This is a genomic window from Allomuricauda sp. XS_ASV26, from assembly GCF_041224615.1.
Lineage (GTDB): Bacteria > Bacteroidota > Bacteroidia > Flavobacteriales > Flavobacteriaceae > Flagellimonas > Flagellimonas alginolytica.
Window position 1 is genome coordinate 90592 of sequence record NZ_JBGFGK010000030.1, and the last position, 19573, is coordinate 110164.

Sequence of the window (19573 nt, forward strand, 5' to 3'; positions counted from 1 at the left end):
CAAACTACCTTATGAGTGGAGATCAAATCCTTCAGTTATTTGCTTATTTGTTACCGGCGGTTGTTACCGGTGCCGTAGCCTTCTACTTTTTTAGATTGCACACCCGAAACGAAGACGGGCGCAGACGTTTTTTACTGCATAAAGATTCGCAAAAGGAAACATTGCCCATCCGGTTACAGGCGTACGAACGTATGGCGCTATTCTTGGAGCGGATCACCTTGAACAATCTTGTGGTACGGGTCGCTCCCAAGGGCAAGCACAAAAGTGATTACGAAAATCTATTGATCAAACAAATCGAGAATGAATTTGAGCATAATCTGTCCCAACAGATATACATGTCCGATTCTTGCTGGAACATTATCAAAACTGCAAAAAATACGACCATTCAAATTATTCGATCGGCCGGAATGAGCGAGACAGATTCTCCGGACAAGCTTAGGGAGGACATTCTTAACCAGACCATGGAGAAAGAATCCCCATCCAACGCTGCTTTAGCCTATGTTAAAAAAGAGGTGAGCGATCTTTGGAAATAAGCTATTCCTGCTTTTCTGGCTCAATTGGGCTTGTTTCATCGTTCTTGTTCTTGGCATATAAATATCCCCGTTTCCACCACAAGGTCATTCGGTCCTTATTGAACACCAAGGAGTTTGTGGTGAGAACGGTAGGTGTATAGTAAAAATTGATAATGGCATTTTTTTGATTCGCCACCAATTTTCCTATTCTAATATTTTGATTTTCTATCCGATCCAGCATAAACCCAAAAATGGTAGTGATCAGATCAAAGGGGTTTTTGGAGGACATGCGGTTCAAATGATTTACTTCGGTATGAAGCACAACAACATCAACCTCCGTGGCGCCACGATTTAAGGCCTCTTCAATGGGTACCAATGAGCCCAATCCACCATCTGCATACTCACATCCGTTCTTCTTCACTAAACTCATAAACGGCGTATAGTTGGAAGAGATCCAAATCCAGTCACAAAATTCTTCGTAAGTACAATCGTTAATCGACTTATATTCCACTTGGTTCAAGGATAGGTTGGACACCGTGACCACTACGTCCGTATTACCATGTTTTAACTCATTAAACTCGTCCTCGGTTATAGAGCGTCGTATCAATTTTCTAAGATTTTCGCTTTCTCCGAAGGTCTTTTTCCCCTTAATAAAATTTCGAATCACGTTCCAATGGTTTATGGCTATGATCTCTACACCGTGTTTTTTCTTGATGATAAACGGACAATTATTGAAGATGCTATCCTGGTTCACATTGGAATAAATATTCTTGATCTTATCCAGTTTGTTCAGCGCCAAATGGGAAATCAACAAGCTGCCAGTGGAGGTGCCGACGAACAGATCGTACTCGTGCTTGGCCTCTTGGATCAAAAACTGGGCAACACCGCCCGCAAAGGCTCCTTTGCTACCTCCTCCCGAAATCACCAATGCCCTCATTCACCTATAGTTTTTTCCAAATATTGTTTTTCTTGCTGACTTAGCAAAGGGTATATGCGTTTAATCCTTGCCGTATTTTCGTCGGACTGCAGAAACTCCTTTAAGAGGCTTCTGGCCGATTTTTTAAAATGCCAAACATGATGTCCGCATGCTTCTATCAGGTTTTTCAGTACCATATCGTTAAATCCACCGATATTTTTTAAATACTGGAAAGCCATCATACGGGTCTCGAAATAATGTTCAGCTCCCGTTAATTCGCTTAACTCGTTAAAATAGTTTGCTTTGGTGTCCGGCCTGTATTCGGGAGTTACCAAGGCCAACGTTAACCATAGTATTCGAATATTCTTGTTGGGAAAGCCCTTAATTCCATCCGTTTCATCAAGATATTTGGTTCTGTGCTCCGGGAAATCAGTCCATAAACGGTACAGGGCAGCTTCAATGGTCGTATAACTTTTATCTCGCAAAAGATTCTCAATACTCACCCTTAGCTCCGGTGGTATTTTATTTAAGGAAAGTACCACGGCCTGTCTTGCCTTTATATCTTCGGAAGCTATAATTTCACTTAATAATTGAGTTGGCATTGCTTCTCCATAATCTAAAATAAGGTTTTCCTTTAAGTGGATTGAAGATAAAGTGCTCCAGTTTCTTACCAAAATTTCCTCGGTGCCCTCCGGTTCTTGGGCTATCTGTTTGTTAAGTTCAAAATACGTTCTGATTGAGCTGTTTCTATCTTTCAAAAACATAATGACTTCTTCAAAGGGGAAATCCGGGTTTTCCAACCACAATGCTTCAAAATCCGAAAGATCAGTGCCCGATTCCTCTTCCATTTCTTCTATAAAATTGGGTATGGTCACATTTTTAAAGGCGAATTTGTTCAGATATTTGCGCACTCCTTTTTTAAAGGCCATCTTCCCTACCCGCTCTTGAAGCATAACCAATGTCCATGCTCCTTTTTCATAGAAGGTAAGACTCCCTGCATTCGGATTCCAAAGCGCCTCGCCCTGATCCTCTTCCGAAAAGCTTTTCAAGGCTTCTGCGGTCCCCAACAATTTCCAATAATAGTGATCATCGCCAAAAATGTGTTTTTCTGCTAAATAGGCATAAAATGTAGCAAACCCCTCGTGCAGCCAATGATGTTCGCTACTGGTCTCCGTTACCAAATTGCCAAACCATTGATGGGCGAGTTCGTGGGCATTAACGTTAACATAGTTTTTATCCACAAAAGCAGTTGAATCCACAACATATTGATTTGAAAAAATTGTGCACGTTGTGTTTTCCATCCCAGCGTACAGAAAATCGTGAACAGGCACCTGCTTGTAATTTTGCCAAGGATAGGCCACGCCAATTCGGTTTTCCAAAAAATCGAATATGCGCTTACTGTACCGATAAGTTGGTTCCGCATTAAGGCTATCCTTAGGCTCATAATAGAGTTCCATGGGGATTCCGGAGGATGATTCCATGGTTTCCATCTTATAGTTACCAATGGCAAAACCGATCAAATAACTGCTCATGGGCTTCTCCATATCAAACTGCCACATATATCCGTTGGAATTGGTCAATGTTTCCTTCTTGAGAAGATTACCGTTGGCGATTACGGTATAATCCTCTCTTAAAATGATTTTAAGATCAAACTCTACCTTTTCGGTCATATCATCAAAACTGGGCAACCAATGACTGGTGTACTTGCCCTGCCCTTGCGTCCATACCTGTTCATTGCCATCTACGGTATCGTCCCAACCTAGAAAATATACCGTTTGTTCAGGTTTTGCCACATAATCCATGGAAACGATATGGTTCTCCCCTTCTTTCATTTCGTTTTTGATCATAATTCTCTTGCCATTGTAATCGAAATCGATTTTTACACCATCAAAAGAAACATTAAAAAAATCCATGCTCACAGCATCAAAAAAAACGGAATCCACATCCTCGAGCACATTAAAATGATAAGAAACACAACCCTTTATCTGTTTATCGACAGGTGTGGGCTCAATTAAAATATCGGCTCGCAGAAAATCCACTTTATCCTGGATCTGAGCGGACAAAAACTGTGAAAACAAGAAAAAAACGATTACGGGGCTCAGCTTCATACCATCATCTTATCAAAAGTCTATCCAAAATACATATTTTAGTTCGATGAATCCCAATTTTCTACAAACTCCCATCGCCTATTTAAAAGGTGTCGGTCCCAATCGGGCCGATACCCTAAAGACCGAATTGGGGATTGAGACCTTTAGGGACCTGCTACACCTGTTCCCCAATCGCTATTTGGACAAGACGAGCTACTACAAGATCAATCAATTGCAACCCAGCGGTGCCGATGTACAAGTAGTGGGTAAAATTGTGCATATAAAAACCGTAGAGCAAAAACGTGGAAAGCGTTTGGTAGCCACTTTTGTGGATGAAACCGGACAAATGGAACTGGTCTGGTTCCGGGGCCATAAATGGATCAGGGAAAATTTAAAATTGAACGAGCCCTACGTGGTTTTTGGTAGAGTGAACAAATATGGAAGTACATTCTCCATGCCACACCCCGAAATGGAAACCTTGCAAAAGCATGAGCAGGGTGTAAAATTGACCATGCAGCCCATTTATCCTTCCACAGAAAAATTAAGTAATAAGGGTATTACCAACCGCGAACTGGGCAAAATGATCCAACAATTGTTTTTGGAATGCGGGGGCAAGTTTCAAGAATCTTTGTCGCCCGGTATTCTAGATGAACTGAAGTTGATATCGAAAAGTTCCGCTCTTTTTAATATACATTTTCCGAAAAACCAGGAGCTCCTTGCCAAAGCACAGTTTCGGTTAAAGTTTGAAGAGTTGTTTTTTGTGCAATTACAGCTCATTTCCAAAAAAATGCTCCGCAAGAAAAAAATCAAAGGAATGCCTTTTGAAGCCGTAGGTGAAAGGTTTACCGAGTTTTTTGAGAACCATCTTCCTTTTGAATTGACCAACGCCCAGAAAAGGGTCATTAAGGAAATCCGGAACGATTTGGGCAGCAACGCCCAAATGAACCGACTTTTACAGGGTGATGTGGGTTCAGGAAAAACCATTGTGGCATTGATGTGCATGTTATTGGCGATTGACAATGGTTTTCAAGCCTGCTTGATGGCCCCAACAGAGATTTTGGCGACACAACACTACAACGGACTCAAAGAACTGTTGGAAAACATGGACGTTAAAATTGCCCTATTGACAGGTTCCACCAAGAAATCCGAACGCACTCTGCTTCACAATCAACTGGAAAATGGGAACTTGAACATTTTGGTAGGCACCCACGCGGTTTTGGAGGATAAAGTCCAGTTTAAAAACCTCGGCTTGGCCATCGTGGACGAACAACACCGTTTTGGCGTGGCGCAACGCTCCAAGCTTTGGCATAAAAATCAGACGCCCCCTCACATTTTGGTGATGACTGCGACTCCGATCCCGAGAACCTTGGCCATGAGTCTGTACGGGGATTTGGACATCTCGGTAATTGATGAACTCCCTCCTGGCCGAAAACCCATTAAAACAGTACATCGCTTTGACAGTAACCGCTTGAAAGTATTTAGGTTCATCAAAGATGAGATTAAAAAAGGGCGACAAATTTATGTAGTATACCCACTGATCCAAGAGTCCGAAGCTTTGGATTACAAGGACTTAATGGACGGATATGAAAGTATTGTTCGTGATTTCCCGCAGCCCGAGTATCAAATTTCAATAGTGCACGGTAAAATGAAGCCTGCCGACAAGGACTATGAAATGGAACGTTTTGTTAAAGGAGAAACCCAGATCATGATTGCTACAACGGTAATCGAGGTAGGTGTAAACGTACCCAATGCCTCTGTAATGATCATTGAAAGTGCTGAACGTTTCGGCCTTTCCCAATTGCACCAGCTTCGAGGGCGTGTAGGCCGAGGTGCCGAACAAAGCTTTTGTATTTTAATGACGGGCAACAAACTTTCCGAGGATTCCAAGACCCGTTTACAGACCATGGTGCGCACCAATGATGGTTTTGAGATTGCGGAGGTCGACCTTAAACTCCGTGGCCCCGGCGACTTAATGGGTACGCAACAAAGCGGTATGCTCAATCTTAAGATTGCTGATATTGTGAAAGACAATCAAATCCTGAAAACAGCCCGTTACCATGCCATTCAATTACTGAAAGACGACCCTAGACTGGAAAAAGTGGAAAATGCACCTATTTTAAACGCCTATTCCAAAATGATGGCCAACAAAACCATTTGGAATTATATTAGTTAACAGCGATTTAGGTTTGTAATCAACAAATTGCACAATCCTGCCAATCTCTTCGTTACAAACTAAAAATCAATTCGTTAGATTTAGTCAATTTAAAAACAGCTCATTGAAATAGCGGTTGAACATCGTAATTTTAGTACTGACCAAAATTCATTTCTACACACAATTTTTAACTTCGTAGGCTTACAAAATATCGATGACACAATGAGCAAGACATTATTTGATAAGGTTTGGGATTCGCATGTGGTAAAACATATCGAGAATGGCCCGGATGTACTTTTTATAGATAGGCACCTAGTTCACGAAGTAACGAGCCCCGTAGCCTTTTTAGGCTTAAAAAATAGAGGAATAAAAGTGTTATACCCGGAACGCACCTTTGCAACCGCCGATCACAACACCCCTACCCGAAACCAACACTTGCCCGTTAAGGACCCCTTGTCCGCAAATCAGTTAAAGGCTTTGGAAGAGAATGCCAATGCACACGGTATCCCCTACTGGGGACTGGGTCATGAGAAAAACGGAATCGTACACGTAATTGGTCCGGAAAATGGAATAACACTGCCCGGGGCAACGATTGTTTGTGGGGATTCCCACACTTCAACGCACGGGGCCTTTGGCGCCATCGCTTTTGGCATCGGGACCAGTGAAGTGGAAATGGTACTGTCCACGCAGTGCATCATGCAACCAAAACCCAAAAGTTTACGCATCAATATAAATGGAGAATTGAGCAAAGCCGTAACACCAAAAGATGTGGCGCTTTTCATCATTTCCAAATTATCCACATCCGGCGCCACCGGCTATTTTGCCGAATATGCTGGCGATGTTTTCAAAAATATGTCGATGGAAGGTCGTATGACGGTCTGCAACCTGAGTATTGAAATGGGCGCGCGCGGAGGTATGATCGCCCCTGACGAAACCACATTTGAGTACATTAAAGGAAGAGAGTACACCCCAAAAGGTAAGGATTGGGATACGGCCATGGACTACTGGAGTACTCTATATTCTGATGACGATGCAGAGTTCGACAAAGAAATTACTTTTGATGCCAGCGAGATAGAACCCATGATCACTTTTGGCACCAATCCGGGAATGGGCATCGGAATTAGCAAGGACATTCCTACCGCTGCAAGTATTGATGGCTCAGCTGCCACCTACAAAAAATCCTTGGAATATATGGACTATAATGAAGGTGAGGCTATGGTGGGCAAACCCATTGATTTTGTGTTCCTTGGAAGCTGTACCAACGGTAGGATTGAAGATTTTAGAGCTTTCGCTTCCATCATCAAAGGAAGGAAAAAAGCGGACAACGTGACCGCTTGGTTGGTTCCCGGTTCACACAAAGTGGAAGAAGCTATCAGAGAAGAAGGCATCTTGGATATTTTGACCGAAGCCGGATTTGAATTGAGAGAGCCCGGCTGTTCTGCTTGCTTGGCCATGAACGATGATAAGATTCCCGCTGGCAAATATGCGGTAAGCACCTCAAACAGAAACTTTGAGGGGCGACAAGGGCCAGGAGCCCGTACCTTGTTGGCAAGTCCTTTGGTGGCCGCAGCAGCAGCTGTTACCGGAAAAGTAACCGACCCAAGGGAATTAATGCAAGAAGAAGTTTTAGCTTAATAATAAAAATTTACAATGAGCAATAAACAATTATCAATGAACAATCCATTGGTAATTGAAGATTGAAACTGATAATTGAAAGAAAAATGGCATACGATAAATTCAACATACTAACAAGTTCCGCGGTACCATTACCTATTGAGAATGTGGATACGGACCAGATCATCCCCGCACGATTCCTAAAAGCTACCGAGCGTAAAGGTTTCGGGGACAATTTGTTCCGTGATTGGAGATATAATTCTGATGACACACCCAAAGAACAATTTGTACTCAACAATCCTATTTATTCTGGCAAAATATTGGTAGGAGGAAAAAACTTTGGTTCCGGTTCCTCTAGGGAGCACGCAGCATGGGCGGTATACGATTACGGCTTCCGTTGTGTGGTGTCCAGTTTTTTTGCCGATATCTTTAGGAATAACTGTTTGAACATTGGAGTGCTTCCCGTTCAGGTGAGCCCAGAGTTCTTGGATAAAATTTTCAAGGCCATTGAGGCCGACCCAAAAACCGAGTTAGAGGTAAATCTCCCGGAACAAAAAATTACCATTTTGGCTTCTGGTGAAAATGAAAATTTCGACATCAACAATTACAAAAAAGACAATATGCTCAATGGTTTTGATGATATCGACTATTTGTTGAACATCCAAAGAGATATTGAGAAATACGCTGAAAGCACGCCTTTATAACCCATCCGTCTGGAACACTACGGCATTAAAAAATGAAAGCACGCACCATAGAAATAATGGACACCACCCTACGGGATGGTGAACAAACCTCTGGGGTTTCCTTTTCGGCCTCGGAAAAACTCACCTTGGCCAAACTCCTGCTGGAAGAACTCAAAGTAGACCGTATTGAGGTGGCCTCTGCCCGTGTTTCAGAAGGAGAACTACAGGCGGTTAAAAATATTACAGATTGGGCGGCTGCAGAAGGTTATATCTCCAAAGTGGAGGTTTTGACCTTCGTGGATAAAGGGGTGTCCCTTAAATGGATGCAAGAATCCGGGGCAAAAGTTCAGAACTTGCTAACAAAGGGTTCATTAAACCATTTAACCCATCAACTCAAAAAGACTCCAGAACAGCACTTTAGTGAAATTCAATCAGTAATTGAAAAAGCTAAAGAATTGGGCATTGAAACCAATGTGTATCTGGAGGATTGGAGCAATGGAATGCGAAATTCCAAAGACTATGTGTTTCAGTTTTTGGATTTCTTGACCCAACAACCCATCAAGCGAGTTCTGCTTCCAGATACCTTGGGGGTATTGACCCATACGGAAACCGGCGCGTTTTTCAAGGAAATAATTGAAAGGTATCCAAACACCCATTTTGATTTTCATGGACATAACGATTACGATTTGAGTGTAGCGAACGTGATGGAAGCGTTGAAAGCTGGTGCCCACGGACTTCACCTAACTGTTAATGGAATGGGAGAACGTGCAGGCAATGCTCCTTTGGCTAGCGCCGTGGCGGTAATCAACGATTTTTTGCCGGAGATCAAGATTGGTGTAAAGGAATCATCCCTATACAAAGTAAGTAAATTGGTGTCTGCCTTTACCGGTTTCGGCATACCTGACAACAAACCTATTGTTGGAGACAACGTATTTACACAAACTGCTGGCATACATGCAGATGGCGACAGTAAAAAGAATCTTTACTTTAATGACCTATTACCCGAACGTTTTGGTAGAAAACGCAAATATGCCCTAGGCAAAACCTCAGGAAAAGCCAATATTCAAAAGAACCTTCAAGAGCTTGGACTGACCTTGAACGATGACGAACTGAAAAAAGTCACGGAGCGAATCATCGAGCTTGGCGACAAAAAAGAACGCGTCACCAAAGATGACCTCCCTTATATCATTTCAGATGTTCTCGATAGCGATCTCCACCAACAAAAGGTTTTTGTGAAATCGTACGTACTGACACATTCCAAAGGTTTAAAACCTTCCACTACCCTTTCCATAGAAATCGAAGGGAAGACCTATGAGGAAAATGCCCAGGGCGATGGACAATTTGATGCTTTTATCAATGCATTGAAAAAGGTGTATAAAAAAGAAGGAAGGGGATTGCCCAAATTAGTGGATTATGCTGTACGCATACCTCCGGGCAGTAACTCAGATGCTCTTTGCGAGACCATCATCACTTGGCAGACCAAAGAAAAAGACTTTACTACCCGTGGGCTCGATTCAGACCAAACGGTATCTGCCATCAAGGCCACGGAGAAAATGTTGAATTTAGTATAATAGATAATCAATAGAATGAAACTAAACATAGCGCTCTTGGCCGGAGATGGAATTGGCCCCGAAGTAATTGATCAAGCCGTAAAAGTATCAGATGCCGTAGCCGCAAAATTCGGTCACGAAATAAGCTGGACCCCTGCCCTAACAGGTGCCGCAGCGATTGATGCCGTTAGCGAACCTTACCCGGACGAAACCCACGAAGCCTGTGTTGCAGCCGATGCCGTTCTTTTTGGCGCCATTGGTCATCCGCGTTTTGACAATGACCCTTCCGCCAAGGTACGGCCTGAGCAAGGCTTGTTGAAAATGCGTCAAAAATTGGGATTGTTCGCCAATGTTAGACCAACTTTCACCTTTCCATCACTGATAGACAAATCACCATTGAAAAGAGAGCGTATCGAAGGAACTGATCTAGTGTTTCTTCGAGAATTGACCGGAGGCATCTACTTTGGAAAACGAGGTCGCGAAGACAACAACAATACTGCTTACGATACTTGCACCTATACACGTGCCGAAGTGGAGCGCCTGGCCAAAAAAGGCTTTGAAATGGCGATGCAACGTTCCAAAAAGCTTTGTTGCGTGGACAAGGCCAACGTTTTGGAAACTTCGCGTTTGTGGAGGGAAACAGTTCAGAAATTGGAAAAGGACTATCCAGAAGTGGAAGTATCCTATGAATTTGTGGATGCCGTGGCCATGCGTTTGGTGCAATGGCCAAGTGCTTATGACGTACTGATTACAGAAAACTTGTTTGGTGATATTTTAACGGATGAAGCTTCGGTGATTTCAGGATCTATGGGATTGATGCCTTCTGCATCATTGGGCGAAAAAACATCTTTGTTCGAACCTATCCACGGTTCTTATCCGCAAGCTGCCGGAAAAGACATTGCCAATCCTTTGGCCACCGTACTTTCTGCAGCAATGATGTTTGAAACGGCATTTGGACTTAAGGACGAAGCTGAAGCTATTCGCGAAGTAGTGAACAAGTCCTTGGCCGAAGGAGTTGTGACCGAAGATCTTGCCGATGGTGGAAAAGCTTACAAAACCAGCGAAGTTGGAAATTGGTTGGCTGAACACATTTAATCAACCCCACATAAAAACCAAAAAGAAAGCCCCGAGGTTCGGGGCTTTCTTATTTTTATAAAAAATTTAATCTTCAACTATTTTTTTACTATTCCACAATCACGATGCGTCATTCTGAATTTATTTCAGAATCTCATCACTTTAGTATTCCTATCTAAGTGAGAACCTGAAACGAGTTCAGGTTGACAAGAATTCTATTTTGCTTAGAACTTTTTGCCGTTCTCGATGCTTTTTTATAAAATATAGTCCGTACTCAAAAAGTTGCTCACTTTGGCTTCCATTAATTGTTCTACGGTCTGGTTGTTCAAACTGTTGTCCTTAAATGCTACAAAGGTTCGGATGGAGAACGAACGCAAAGCATCGTGAACACTTAATGTAGATTGTGCAGAATCCTTCCTCCCTGTGAACGGATATACGTCCGGCCCACGTTGACAGGAACTGTTCAGGTTTACGCGGCACACCAAGTTTGCCAACGTATCGATTAACGGAGATAGCGTATACACATCCTTACCGAACAAACTTACCTGCTGTCCGTAGTTGGATTCCGCCATATCGTCCAAAGGCTCTTCAATATCTTGGAATGAAAGTACTGGGATAATTGGCCCAAACTGCTCTTCTTGGTACACTCGCATGTCCTTGGTTACCGGATATAATACGGCTGGCCAAATATAATTATCAAAATGCTTCCCTCCTTTTTTGTTGATGATTTTTGCACCTTTCGACAACGCGTCATCCAACAACTCTTGGATATAAGCTGGTTTATCCGGCTCAGGAAGTGGCGTCAAACTTACACCATCATCCCAAGGATTTCCGAATTTTAATCCATCTACTTTTTCAGCAAATCGCTTTAAAAACTCATCTTTTACTTCATCGTGGACATAGACTACCTTTAGAGCGGTACAGCGCTGCCCATTGAAGGACAAGGTGCCCGAAATACACTCATTAATGGTCAAATCCAACTCGGCATCGGGAAGTACAATGGCCGGATTCTTGGCTTCCAAGCCCAAGACCAAACGCAACCTATTGCTTTTAGGGTGCTGCTCTTGTAAAGCATTGGCCGACTTGCTGTTCCCTATCAGTGCCAATACATCTACCTTGCCTGTTTGCATTATGGGCGCCGCAACGGCTCTGCCCCTACCAAAAAGTATATTTACCACTCCTTTGGGAAAACTACTCTGAAATGCCTCCAAAAGAGGCGTGATCAATAAAACCCCATGCTTTGCCGGCTTAAAAATGGTGGTGTTCCCCATAATTATGGCTGGAATCAATAAAGCAAAAGTTTCGTTCAAGGGATAATTATAGGGCCCAAGACATAAAACCACACCAAGAGGCCCTCTTCGGATATGCGCGTACACCCCATCATGTTTCTGGAATTTGGCACAATCCCTATCCAATTGTTTGTAATCCTCAATAGTATCGTAAATATACTCTACGGTACGATCAAACTCCTTATAAGAATCGGGCTTGGATTTACCAATTTCCCACATCAAAAGCTTAACCACTTGCTCGCGCTTCTGCTCCATTTTCTTCACAAAGGTTTCCATGCATTCAATTCGATCTTTTACCTTCATGGTAGGCCAGAGACCTTGACCCCTATCATATGCCTTCAAGGCAGAATCTAATGCTTCCAAGGCTTCGGGCTCCCCCATATCGGGAACACTGCCCAATGTGGTCGGAGCATATTCCTCCGTTGAGGATATCGTGGAAATCACGGAACTGGTTGCCCCATCCCATTTGCGCAACTCCCCGTTGACCAAATATGTTTTTTGATGAATTTCTTCAGTAATTCGAAATGCTTCTGGTATTGCTTTTGTTGCCATTTAATGTTCTTTTTATTTGAATTCCGGTATTATATCTGTCATCCCATCCACACAAATCTAGCATAAAAAAAAGCTAAGAACACTTAGTTTTACACCTAATGAACATCTATATCGATGGAGAAACAAAATTTTAATTATACTATTTAAAAATGTTGGCGGCATCACACCAAATATTGGAACAGATCAGGTTTATTGTTAAGATAATCCCCGAAAAAATTGTTGCTTTTCATCCGTTGAATCAAAGGCTCCAAATCATCTGGTGATTTTAGTTCCACCCCAACAATGGCTGGGGCATTTTCCCTGCTCGATTTTTTGGAGTATTCAAAATGCGTGATGTCGTCATCTGGACCTAAAATATTGACAACAAATTCCTTTAGCGCACCGGGTCGCTGAGGGAACCTCACAATAAAATAATGCTTTAGTTGGGCATAGAGTAAAGCCCTTTCTTTAATTTCGGCAGTACGGGTAATATCGTTATTGCTTCCGCTCACCACACAAACCACATTTTTGCCCCTTATTTCTTCCTTAAAATAGTCCAATGCAGCAATGGTCAAAGCCCCAGCAGGTTCTACAACAATAGCATCCCTATTGTAAAGATCTAATATAGTCTGACATACTTTCCCTTCGGGAACGGTTACCATTTTGTGCAGATATTCTTTGCAAATGGGATATGTCAGCGAACCGACTTTCTGGACCGCCGCCCCATCGATGAACTTATCGATGTTTTCAAGTTCCACCAATTCCCCTTTTTCAATGGATTGGAGCATGGACGGTGCCCCTCCGGGCTCCACTCCTATTATTTTGGTATTGGGCGATAAAGCTTGGAATGTACCACAAAGTCCCGATGCCAATCCTCCGCCGCCAACGGCCACAAAAACATAATCGATCGGCTCGCTGGATTGCTGAAGCATTTCCAAACCAACAGTGGCTTGACCTTCTATGGTTTTTTCGTCATCAAAGGGATGGACAAAGGTTTTGCCTTTCTGTTTGCAGAAAAATTCAGCTGCCTTTTTGGAATCGTCAAAGGTATCCCCTTCCAGGACCACATCTACCCACTCCCCTCCAAACATCTTGGTCTGGTCTATTTTTTGTTTTGGCGTCACTACCGGCATATAAATAGTCCCTTTTACTTGTAAATGACTACAGGCAAAGGCAACGCCCTGAGCGTGGTTCCCTGCGCTGGCACAGACCACACCACTATCCAGTTGTTTTTGACTTAGGGAGCTAATTTTATTGTACGCACCACGGATTTTGTAACTGCGTACTCTGTGAAGGTCTTCGCGTTTAAGAAAAATATTGGCCCCATAAACTTTGGAATAGCGGATACTTCGTTGCAATGGCGTTTCCTCCGCCACTTGGGCAATGGTCTTCGCTGCTTGGTAAATATCCGCTATTTGCGGAAAATATGTTTCCACAGTTTTGCTCATGGGACCAAAGGTTTTTATCCGATCGGCTTCATCGCCGTCATCGATGCACGCAATCTGGAGCCAACCACTTCCACATCGTGCTCACGGATAGCTTTGTTTACGGCTATCAATCTTACGTTGTCCACACCAATATCTTTGCCTTCACCAAAATGCTTACCAATGATATCAGTCTCCACTTTCTTCATAAAATCGGTCAAAAGCGGCTTACATGCATGATCGAACAAATAACAACCGTACTCCGCCGTATCGGAGATTACACGGTTCATTTCGAACAATTTCTTTCTTGCAATGGTGTTGGCAATCAATGGCGTCTCGTGCAAAGATTCGTAATAAGCAGACTCGCCAATAATTCCGGATTCGGTCATGGTCTCATAGGCCAATTCCACACCAGATTTTACAAAAGCCACCATCAAGACCCCATTATCGTAATATTCTTGCTCGGAGATGTCCATATCGCCTGCCGGTGTTTTTTCAAAAGCGGTCTCGCCAGTGGCAGCCCTCCAATCCAATAAGTTTTTGTCTCCATTGGCCCAATCTTCCATCATGGTTTTGGAAAAATGTCCGCTCATAATGTCATCCATATGTTTTTGGAACAAGGGACGCATGATCTCTTTCAACTCTTCTGCCAAATCAAAAGCTTTGATTTTAGCTGGATTGGACAAACGGTCCATCATATTGGTAATTCCTCCTTGTTTCAATCCTTCTGTAATGGTTTCCCATCCGTATTGAATCAATTTGGATGCATAGGCTTCATCGATACCTTTTTCAACCATTTTATTGAAAGAAAGGATAGATCCTGTCTGCAACAAACCACAAAGAATGGTCTGCTCACCCATCAGATCCGACTTTACTTCCGCCACAAATGATGATTCAAGAACTCCCGCTTTATCTCCACCTGTTCCTGCAGCATAGGCTTTAGCTTGTTCCAAACCTTTACCCTCTGGGTCGTTTTCTGGGTGTACGGCAATCAAAGTTGGCACACCGAAACCTCTTTTGTACTCTTCACGTACCTCGGAACCTGGGCTTTTTGGCGCCACCATGATTACGGTAAGGTCCTCACGCACTTGCATTCCTTCTTCCACAATGTTGAATCCGTGAGAGTAGGATAAGGTAGCTCCTTGCTTCATTAAGGGCATAACAGTGCTCACCACATTGGTGTGTTGCTTGTCCGGAGTAAGATTGATGACCAAATCGGCTGTTGGAATCAACTCTTCATAAGTTCCCACCACAAAATTGTTCTCAACGGCATTTTTATAGGATTGTCTTTGCTCTTTGATAGCCGCTGGACGTAGGGCATACGAAATATCCAATCCAGAGTCGCGCATGTTCAACCCTTGGTTCAGTCCCTGGGCGCCACATCCAACAATTACAATTTTCTTTCCTTTTAGTGCGGTAACACCATCAGCGAACTCGCTGGAGTCCATAAATCTACATTTTCCCAATTGGGTCAATTGTTCGCGAAGTGATAGTGAATTAAAGTAATTTGCCATTTTTGATATTTGATTTTATCTATTTAGTTTTCTTGAAATTCCTGTAGCATTTCGGTTATCGGCATGGTTGCTTTGGTCACTGTTATCCTGCCCGATCTAACAAACTGCATTATACCGTATGGTTCAAGCGCATCGTACATTTCGTCGATTTCGTGTCTACGACCTGTTTTGGCCAAGGCAAAAAATTCACGATTAACCGTTACGATCTGCGCATTGCTCTCTTTGATGATATTCTGAATCTGACGCTCATCGAACAGCAAATGCGAAGCGATTTTAAACAAGGCGGATTCTTGATAAATGGTTTCATCATCGGTGTGATAGTATGCCTTGATGACCTCAATCTGTTTCTCGATTTGACCAACAATCTTTCGTGTCCAATCCTCGGTGGTAAAAACTACAATCGTGAATTTGGAAACACCTTCAATCTCTGATTTTGAAACATTTAAGCTCTCTATATTAATATGTCGCTTTAAGAATATCCCGGATATCCTATTGAGCAATCCCACATGATTTTCGGAATACACCGAAATGGTATACCATTGTTTTTCCATAGTGTTTTGTATGCTAAAGCCCTTAAGAAAACCCTTTAGGTTTTCAATCAAGGGCTATCTGTATTTATTTTAATCTGATGTCGGAAACGGACGCCCCTGATGGAATCATGGGAAATACGTTATCCTCTTTTTCCACTTTCACTTCCAAAAAGTATGGGTCCCTGGATGCCATCATTTCTTGTACTGCATCTTGAAGGTCGCCCCTTTCGGTCACTCTTCTTGATTTGATATGGTATCCTTCCGCAATTTTCACAAAATCCGGGTTGGTCATAACCGTCGAGGCGTACCTCTTATCAAAGAAAAGTTCTTGCCACTGACGCACCATCCCTAGATGGTCGTTGTTCAATACCACGATTTTAACGGGTACATTGTGCTGAAAAATTACACCAAGTTCCTGTATAGTCATTTGGTACCCTCCATCTCCGATAATAGCGACCACTTCGCGGTCCATGGCTCCCATTTTGGCTCCAATGGCCGCTGGAAGACCAAACCCCATGGTTCCCAGGCCTCCGGAAGTAATATTGCTTTTGGATTGTTTGAACTTGGCATAGCGACAAGCGATCATCTGGTGCTGCCCTACATCGGAAACAATCACCGCTTTTTGTGCGGAAGCCACATTTATCTGTTCAATAACCTCGCCCATGGTAAGACCTTCTTTGGTCGGATGAATATCCTTTTTGATCAAGGTATCGTATTCGATTTTATGAAGCTTATCAAATTCAGCTTTCCAGTCAGCATGCTCTTTATTGTCCAGTAAGGGCAAAATATTTTCCAATGTTTCTTTGGCATTGCCCAGAACAGCAACATCTACCTTTACATTTTTGTTCACTTCGGCCGGATCTATCTCAAAATGCACAATTTTGGCTTGCTTTGCGTAGGTATCCAGATTTCCGGTTACCCTATCATCAAAACGCATTCCTATGGCTACAAGCAAATCGCATTCGTTGGTAAGGATATTGGGCGCATAGTTACCGTGCATACCCACCATACCCACGTTTAAAGGGTGTTCGGTATCCATCGCGGATAGGCCCAATATGGTCCATGCAGCAGGAATCCCTGTTTTTTCCACAAAAGCTTTTAGTTGGGCTTCGGCCTCACCTAAAATAACACCTTGTCCAAATACAATAAACGGTTTTTTGGCATTGTTGATTAATTCCGCTGCTTTCTTCAGACTGTTTGGTTCTGGCTTGGGCACAGGTTTATAGCTTCTTACTTTGGTACATTTTTCGTAAACAAAATCCAGCTCATCGAACTGTGCGTTTTTAGTGATATCCACCAATACAGGTCCGGGCCTTCCGGATTTTGCAATGTAAAATGCCTTGGCTATAATTTCTGGGATTTCTTCCACTTTTGTAATCTGATAGTTCCATTTGGTCACAGGAGTTGATATCCCAACAATATCGGTTTCTTGAAAAGCATCGGAACCTAATAAGTGTCTCGGCACTTGTCCGGTGATGCAGACCATTGGTGTTGAATCTATCTGAGCGTCTGCCAAACCCGTTACCAAATTGGTGGCACCAGGTCCCGACGTTGCCATGGCCACCCCCACCTTACCGGTTACCCGGGCATAGCCTTGCGCCGCATGTGTAGCGCCTTGCTCGTGACGAGTGAGAATATGGGTGAGTTTGTCTTGGAACTTATATAATTCGTCGTAAACCGGCATAATGGCCCCTCCAGGGTATCCATAGATCAAATCCACACCTTCCGCCAGCAAACAATGGATAATGGCTTCTGCTCCCGTAATCCGCATTGTCTCCTTATTTTGATTCTTCTTTTTCTGTGCTTTTAATGTTTCCATAAGCATGTTATTGGGGATTTCTTCCCTATAGTATTAAAACATATCGGTAACACAGCCTTTAGCTGCAGACGATACCGTTTTTGCATATTTGTACAAACTGCCCGACTTTACTTTTAGTTCGGGTTGTTTCCATTCTTTTCTTCGCTGCTCCAGCTCTTCATCGGAGATGTTGATGTTGATGGTGTTCTTAACCGCATCAATGGTGATTTCGTCGCCGTCTTTTACCAAGGCAATTCCACCACCAACTTGAGCTTCTGGTGAAACATGCCCTACCACAAATCCGTGAGAGCCACCGGAGAACCTGCCATCGGTGATCAAGGCCACATCCTTTCCAAGGCCGGCGCCCATAATGGCGGAAGTGGGTTTCAGCATCTCTGGCATTCCGGGAGCTCCTTTTGGGCCCTCGTACCGAATGACCACTACATCTCCTTTTTGAACTTTTCCATTGTGAATACCTTCATTTACATCAGCCTCACTATCAAAAACACGTGCGGTTCCAGTAAATTCCAGCCCCTCTTTGCCTGTGATTTTGGCTACCGCTCCTTCGGATGCCAGGTTTCCGTACAAAACTCGTATATGTCCCGTATCCTTAATGGGCTGTTCTTTTTTTCTAATAATATCCTGTCCTTCGGCCAAATCTGGAGCATCCAACAGATTTTCGGCCAAGGTTTTCCCTGTAACCGTAATACAATCACCATGAAGCATACCTTCTTTCAACATATATTTTAATACCGCTGGAACTCCTCCCACCTTATGCAAGTCTTCCATCAAGTATTTTCCACTAGGTTTTAGATCGGCCAGTAATGGGGTTGACTCACTTATTTTTGTAATGTCTTCCAAGGTAAAATCAACTTCTGCAGCGTGTGCAATGGCCATAAAATGAAGTACTGCATTGGTTGACCCGCCAAGTACCGTAACCAACCTAAAGGCGTTTTCCAAAGATTTTTTTGTCACAATATCCCTTGGTTTTATATCTTCCTTGAGCAAATGGTACAATGCAGCACCAGAGGCTTCACAATCTGCTTGTTTTTTATCGTTTACCGCTGGAATGGAAGAATTAAAAGGCATGGACATCCCCATAGCCTCAATAGCCGAAGCCATGGTATTTGCGGTGTACATTCCTCCACAAGCTCCGGCACCCGGACATGCTTTATGGATGACCTCTTTGTATTCTTTTTCGTCTATAGCGCCTGCGACCTTTTGCCCGTAAGCCTCGAATGCAGAAATAATATCCAGCTTTTTGTTATTGTGGCATCCTGGAGCAATGGTTCCCCCGTATACCAAAATGGATGGACGATTCAATCGTAATTGGGCCATTAGGGCGCCCGGCATGTTTTTATCGCAACCAACCACAGTTACCAGGCCATCGTAGCTCATGGCATGGATCACGGTTTCAATGGAATCTGCAATAATATCTCTTGATGGCAATGAGTAACGCATTCCGGGAGTGCCATTGGATATTCCATCACTCACCCCGATTGTATTGAAGACAAGTCCCACTAAATTGGAGGACTCGACACCCTTTTTTACATCGAGGGCCAAATCGTTAAGATGCATATTACAAGGGTTTCCCTCGTATCCCGTGCTGGCAATTCCGATTAAGGGTTTTTGAAGATCATTATCCGTTAGACCTATGGCATGTAACATGGCCTGTGCTGCTGGCAACGTTGGGTCTTGGGTTACTTTTTTGCTAAACTTGTTCAATTCCATTATCAAATATTCATTCAAACACGGTATTCTTCTTAATTTATACCGAATTTCAAAGATAAATGTTTAAAAAGCCCTAGATTTTTAACAGTTGTACACTGTTCAAATCCACTGGAAACATAATAAACTTAATTATCTTATTATCAGATTTTTAGACTGATTAAAAATCCA

General features: G+C 43.0%; 14 protein-coding genes. 6 read left to right on the forward strand and 8 right to left on the reverse strand.

Annotated elements, in window-relative coordinates; genetic code table 11:
- The first annotated feature begins 11 nt into the window (after nt 1–11).
- On the forward strand, nt 12–533 hold the full coding sequence (locus AB9K32_RS05540; protein ID WP_369884611.1) for a hypothetical protein: 522 nt from the start codon (nt 12–14) through the stop codon (nt 531–533).
- A gap of 1 nt (nt 534) precedes the next feature.
- Here AB9K32_RS05540 and AB9K32_RS05545 read toward each other — a convergent pair whose 3' ends face one another.
- On the reverse strand, nt 535–1449 hold the full coding sequence (locus tag AB9K32_RS05545) for a patatin family protein (RefSeq protein WP_224836810.1): 915 nt from the start codon (nt 1447–1449) through the stop codon (nt 535–537).
- Complete coding sequence (locus AB9K32_RS05550) at nt 1446–3536, reverse strand: M1 family metallopeptidase (protein ID WP_369884612.1); 2091 nt, start codon at nt 3534–3536, stop codon at nt 1446–1448. The genes AB9K32_RS05545 and AB9K32_RS05550 overlap by 4 nt, the downstream gene beginning before the upstream one ends.
- A gap of 46 nt (nt 3537–3582) precedes the next feature.
- Between AB9K32_RS05550 and recG the strand changes: the two genes are divergently transcribed.
- The 5 genes from recG (at nt 3583) to leuB (ending at nt 10609) form a co-directional block, all read left to right on the forward strand.
- On the forward strand, nt 3583–5688 hold the full coding sequence (recG, locus tag AB9K32_RS05555; protein ID WP_369884613.1) for an ATP-dependent DNA helicase RecG: 2106 nt from the start codon (nt 3583–3585) through the stop codon (nt 5686–5688).
- 201 nt (nt 5689–5889) lie between these two features.
- Nucleotides 5890–7302 carry a 3-isopropylmalate dehydratase large subunit gene (leuC, locus tag AB9K32_RS05560; RefSeq protein WP_252079845.1) on the forward strand — a complete coding sequence of 471 codons (1413 nt, stop codon included), beginning with the start codon at nt 5890–5892 and terminating at the stop codon, nt 7300–7302.
- 86 nt (nt 7303–7388) lie between these two features.
- Nucleotides 7389–7985, forward strand: a complete 597-nt coding sequence (gene leuD, locus AB9K32_RS05565; RefSeq protein WP_224836806.1) for a 3-isopropylmalate dehydratase small subunit — start codon at nt 7389–7391, stop codon at nt 7983–7985.
- Between the two features lie 32 nt (nt 7986–8017).
- Nucleotides 8018–9535: an alpha-isopropylmalate synthase regulatory domain-containing protein gene (locus AB9K32_RS05570; protein ID WP_224836805.1), complete on the forward strand. Its 1518-nt coding sequence runs from the start codon at nt 8018–8020 to the stop codon at nt 9533–9535.
- A 15-nt stretch (nt 9536–9550) separates the two neighbouring features.
- On the forward strand, nt 9551–10609 hold the full coding sequence (gene leuB / locus AB9K32_RS05575) for a 3-isopropylmalate dehydrogenase (RefSeq protein ID WP_369884614.1): 1059 nt from the start codon (nt 9551–9553) through the stop codon (nt 10607–10609).
- Nucleotides 10610–10842: 233 nt separating this feature from the next.
- On the opposite strand, the gene AB9K32_RS05580 is transcribed toward leuB, so the two are convergent.
- The 6 genes from AB9K32_RS05580 to ilvD form a co-directional block, all read right to left on the reverse strand.
- A complete protein-coding gene (locus AB9K32_RS05580) occupies nt 10843–12429 on the reverse strand; it encodes an NADP-dependent glyceraldehyde-3-phosphate dehydrogenase (protein WP_369884615.1) in 1587 nt (528 codons plus the stop codon).
- Nucleotides 12430–12590: 161 nt separating this feature from the next.
- Complete coding sequence (gene ilvA, locus AB9K32_RS05585; protein ID WP_369884616.1) at nt 12591–13856, reverse strand: threonine ammonia-lyase; 1266 nt, start codon at nt 13854–13856, stop codon at nt 12591–12593.
- A gap of 14 nt (nt 13857–13870) precedes the next feature.
- Complete coding sequence (gene ilvC, locus AB9K32_RS05590; protein ID WP_369884617.1) at nt 13871–15346, reverse strand: ketol-acid reductoisomerase; 1476 nt, start codon at nt 15344–15346, stop codon at nt 13871–13873.
- A gap of 23 nt (nt 15347–15369) precedes the next feature.
- Complete coding sequence (gene ilvN, locus AB9K32_RS05595) at nt 15370–15897, reverse strand: acetolactate synthase small subunit (protein WP_224836800.1); 528 nt, start codon at nt 15895–15897, stop codon at nt 15370–15372.
- Between the two features lie 64 nt (nt 15898–15961).
- A complete protein-coding gene (gene ilvB, locus AB9K32_RS05600) occupies nt 15962–17695 on the reverse strand; it encodes a biosynthetic-type acetolactate synthase large subunit (RefSeq protein ID WP_369884618.1) in 1734 nt (577 codons plus the stop codon).
- 33 nt (nt 17696–17728) lie between these two features.
- Nucleotides 17729–19405 carry a dihydroxy-acid dehydratase gene (gene ilvD / locus AB9K32_RS05605; RefSeq protein WP_252079852.1) on the reverse strand — a complete coding sequence of 559 codons (1677 nt, stop codon included), beginning with the start codon at nt 19403–19405 and terminating at the stop codon, nt 17729–17731.
- Nucleotides 19406–19573: the final 168 nt, after the last annotated feature.

What these genes read in the sequence shown, in the direction of transcription:
- AB9K32_RS05540 (WP_369884611.1), top strand. Translation starts at nt 12, where the DNA reads ATGAGTGGAGATCAAATCCTTCAGTTATTTGCTTATTTGTTACCGGCG.
- AB9K32_RS05545 (WP_224836810.1), bottom strand. Translation starts at nt 1,449, where the DNA reads ATGAGGGCATTGGTGATTTCGGGAGGAGGTAGCAAAGGAGCCTTTGCG.
- AB9K32_RS05550 (WP_369884612.1), bottom strand. Translation starts at nt 3,536, where the DNA reads ATGAAGCTGAGCCCCGTAATCGTTTTTTTCTTGTTTTCACAGTTTTTG.
- recG (WP_369884613.1), top strand. Translation starts at nt 3,583, where the DNA reads ATGAATCCCAATTTTCTACAAACTCCCATCGCCTATTTAAAAGGTGTC.
- leuC (WP_252079845.1), top strand. Translation starts at nt 5,890, where the DNA reads ATGAGCAAGACATTATTTGATAAGGTTTGGGATTCGCATGTGGTAAAA.
- leuD (WP_224836806.1), top strand. Translation starts at nt 7,389, where the DNA reads ATGGCATACGATAAATTCAACATACTAACAAGTTCCGCGGTACCATTA.
- AB9K32_RS05570 (WP_224836805.1), top strand. Translation starts at nt 8,018, where the DNA reads ATGAAAGCACGCACCATAGAAATAATGGACACCACCCTACGGGATGGT.
- leuB (WP_369884614.1), top strand. Translation starts at nt 9,551, where the DNA reads ATGAAACTAAACATAGCGCTCTTGGCCGGAGATGGAATTGGCCCCGAA.
- AB9K32_RS05580 (WP_369884615.1), bottom strand. Translation starts at nt 12,429, where the DNA reads ATGGCAACAAAAGCAATACCAGAAGCATTTCGAATTACTGAAGAAATT.
- ilvA (WP_369884616.1), bottom strand. Translation starts at nt 13,856, where the DNA reads ATGAGCAAAACTGTGGAAACATATTTTCCGCAAATAGCGGATATTTAC.
- ilvC (WP_369884617.1), bottom strand. Translation starts at nt 15,346, where the DNA reads ATGGCAAATTACTTTAATTCACTATCACTTCGCGAACAATTGACCCAA.
- ilvN (WP_224836800.1), bottom strand. Translation starts at nt 15,897, where the DNA reads ATGGAAAAACAATGGTATACCATTTCGGTGTATTCCGAAAATCATGTG.
- ilvB (WP_369884618.1), bottom strand. Translation starts at nt 17,695, where the DNA reads ATGGAAACATTAAAAGCACAGAAAAAGAAGAATCAAAATAAGGAGACA.
- ilvD (WP_252079852.1), bottom strand. Translation starts at nt 19,405, where the DNA reads ATGGAATTGAACAAGTTTAGCAAAAAAGTAACCCAAGACCCAACGTTG.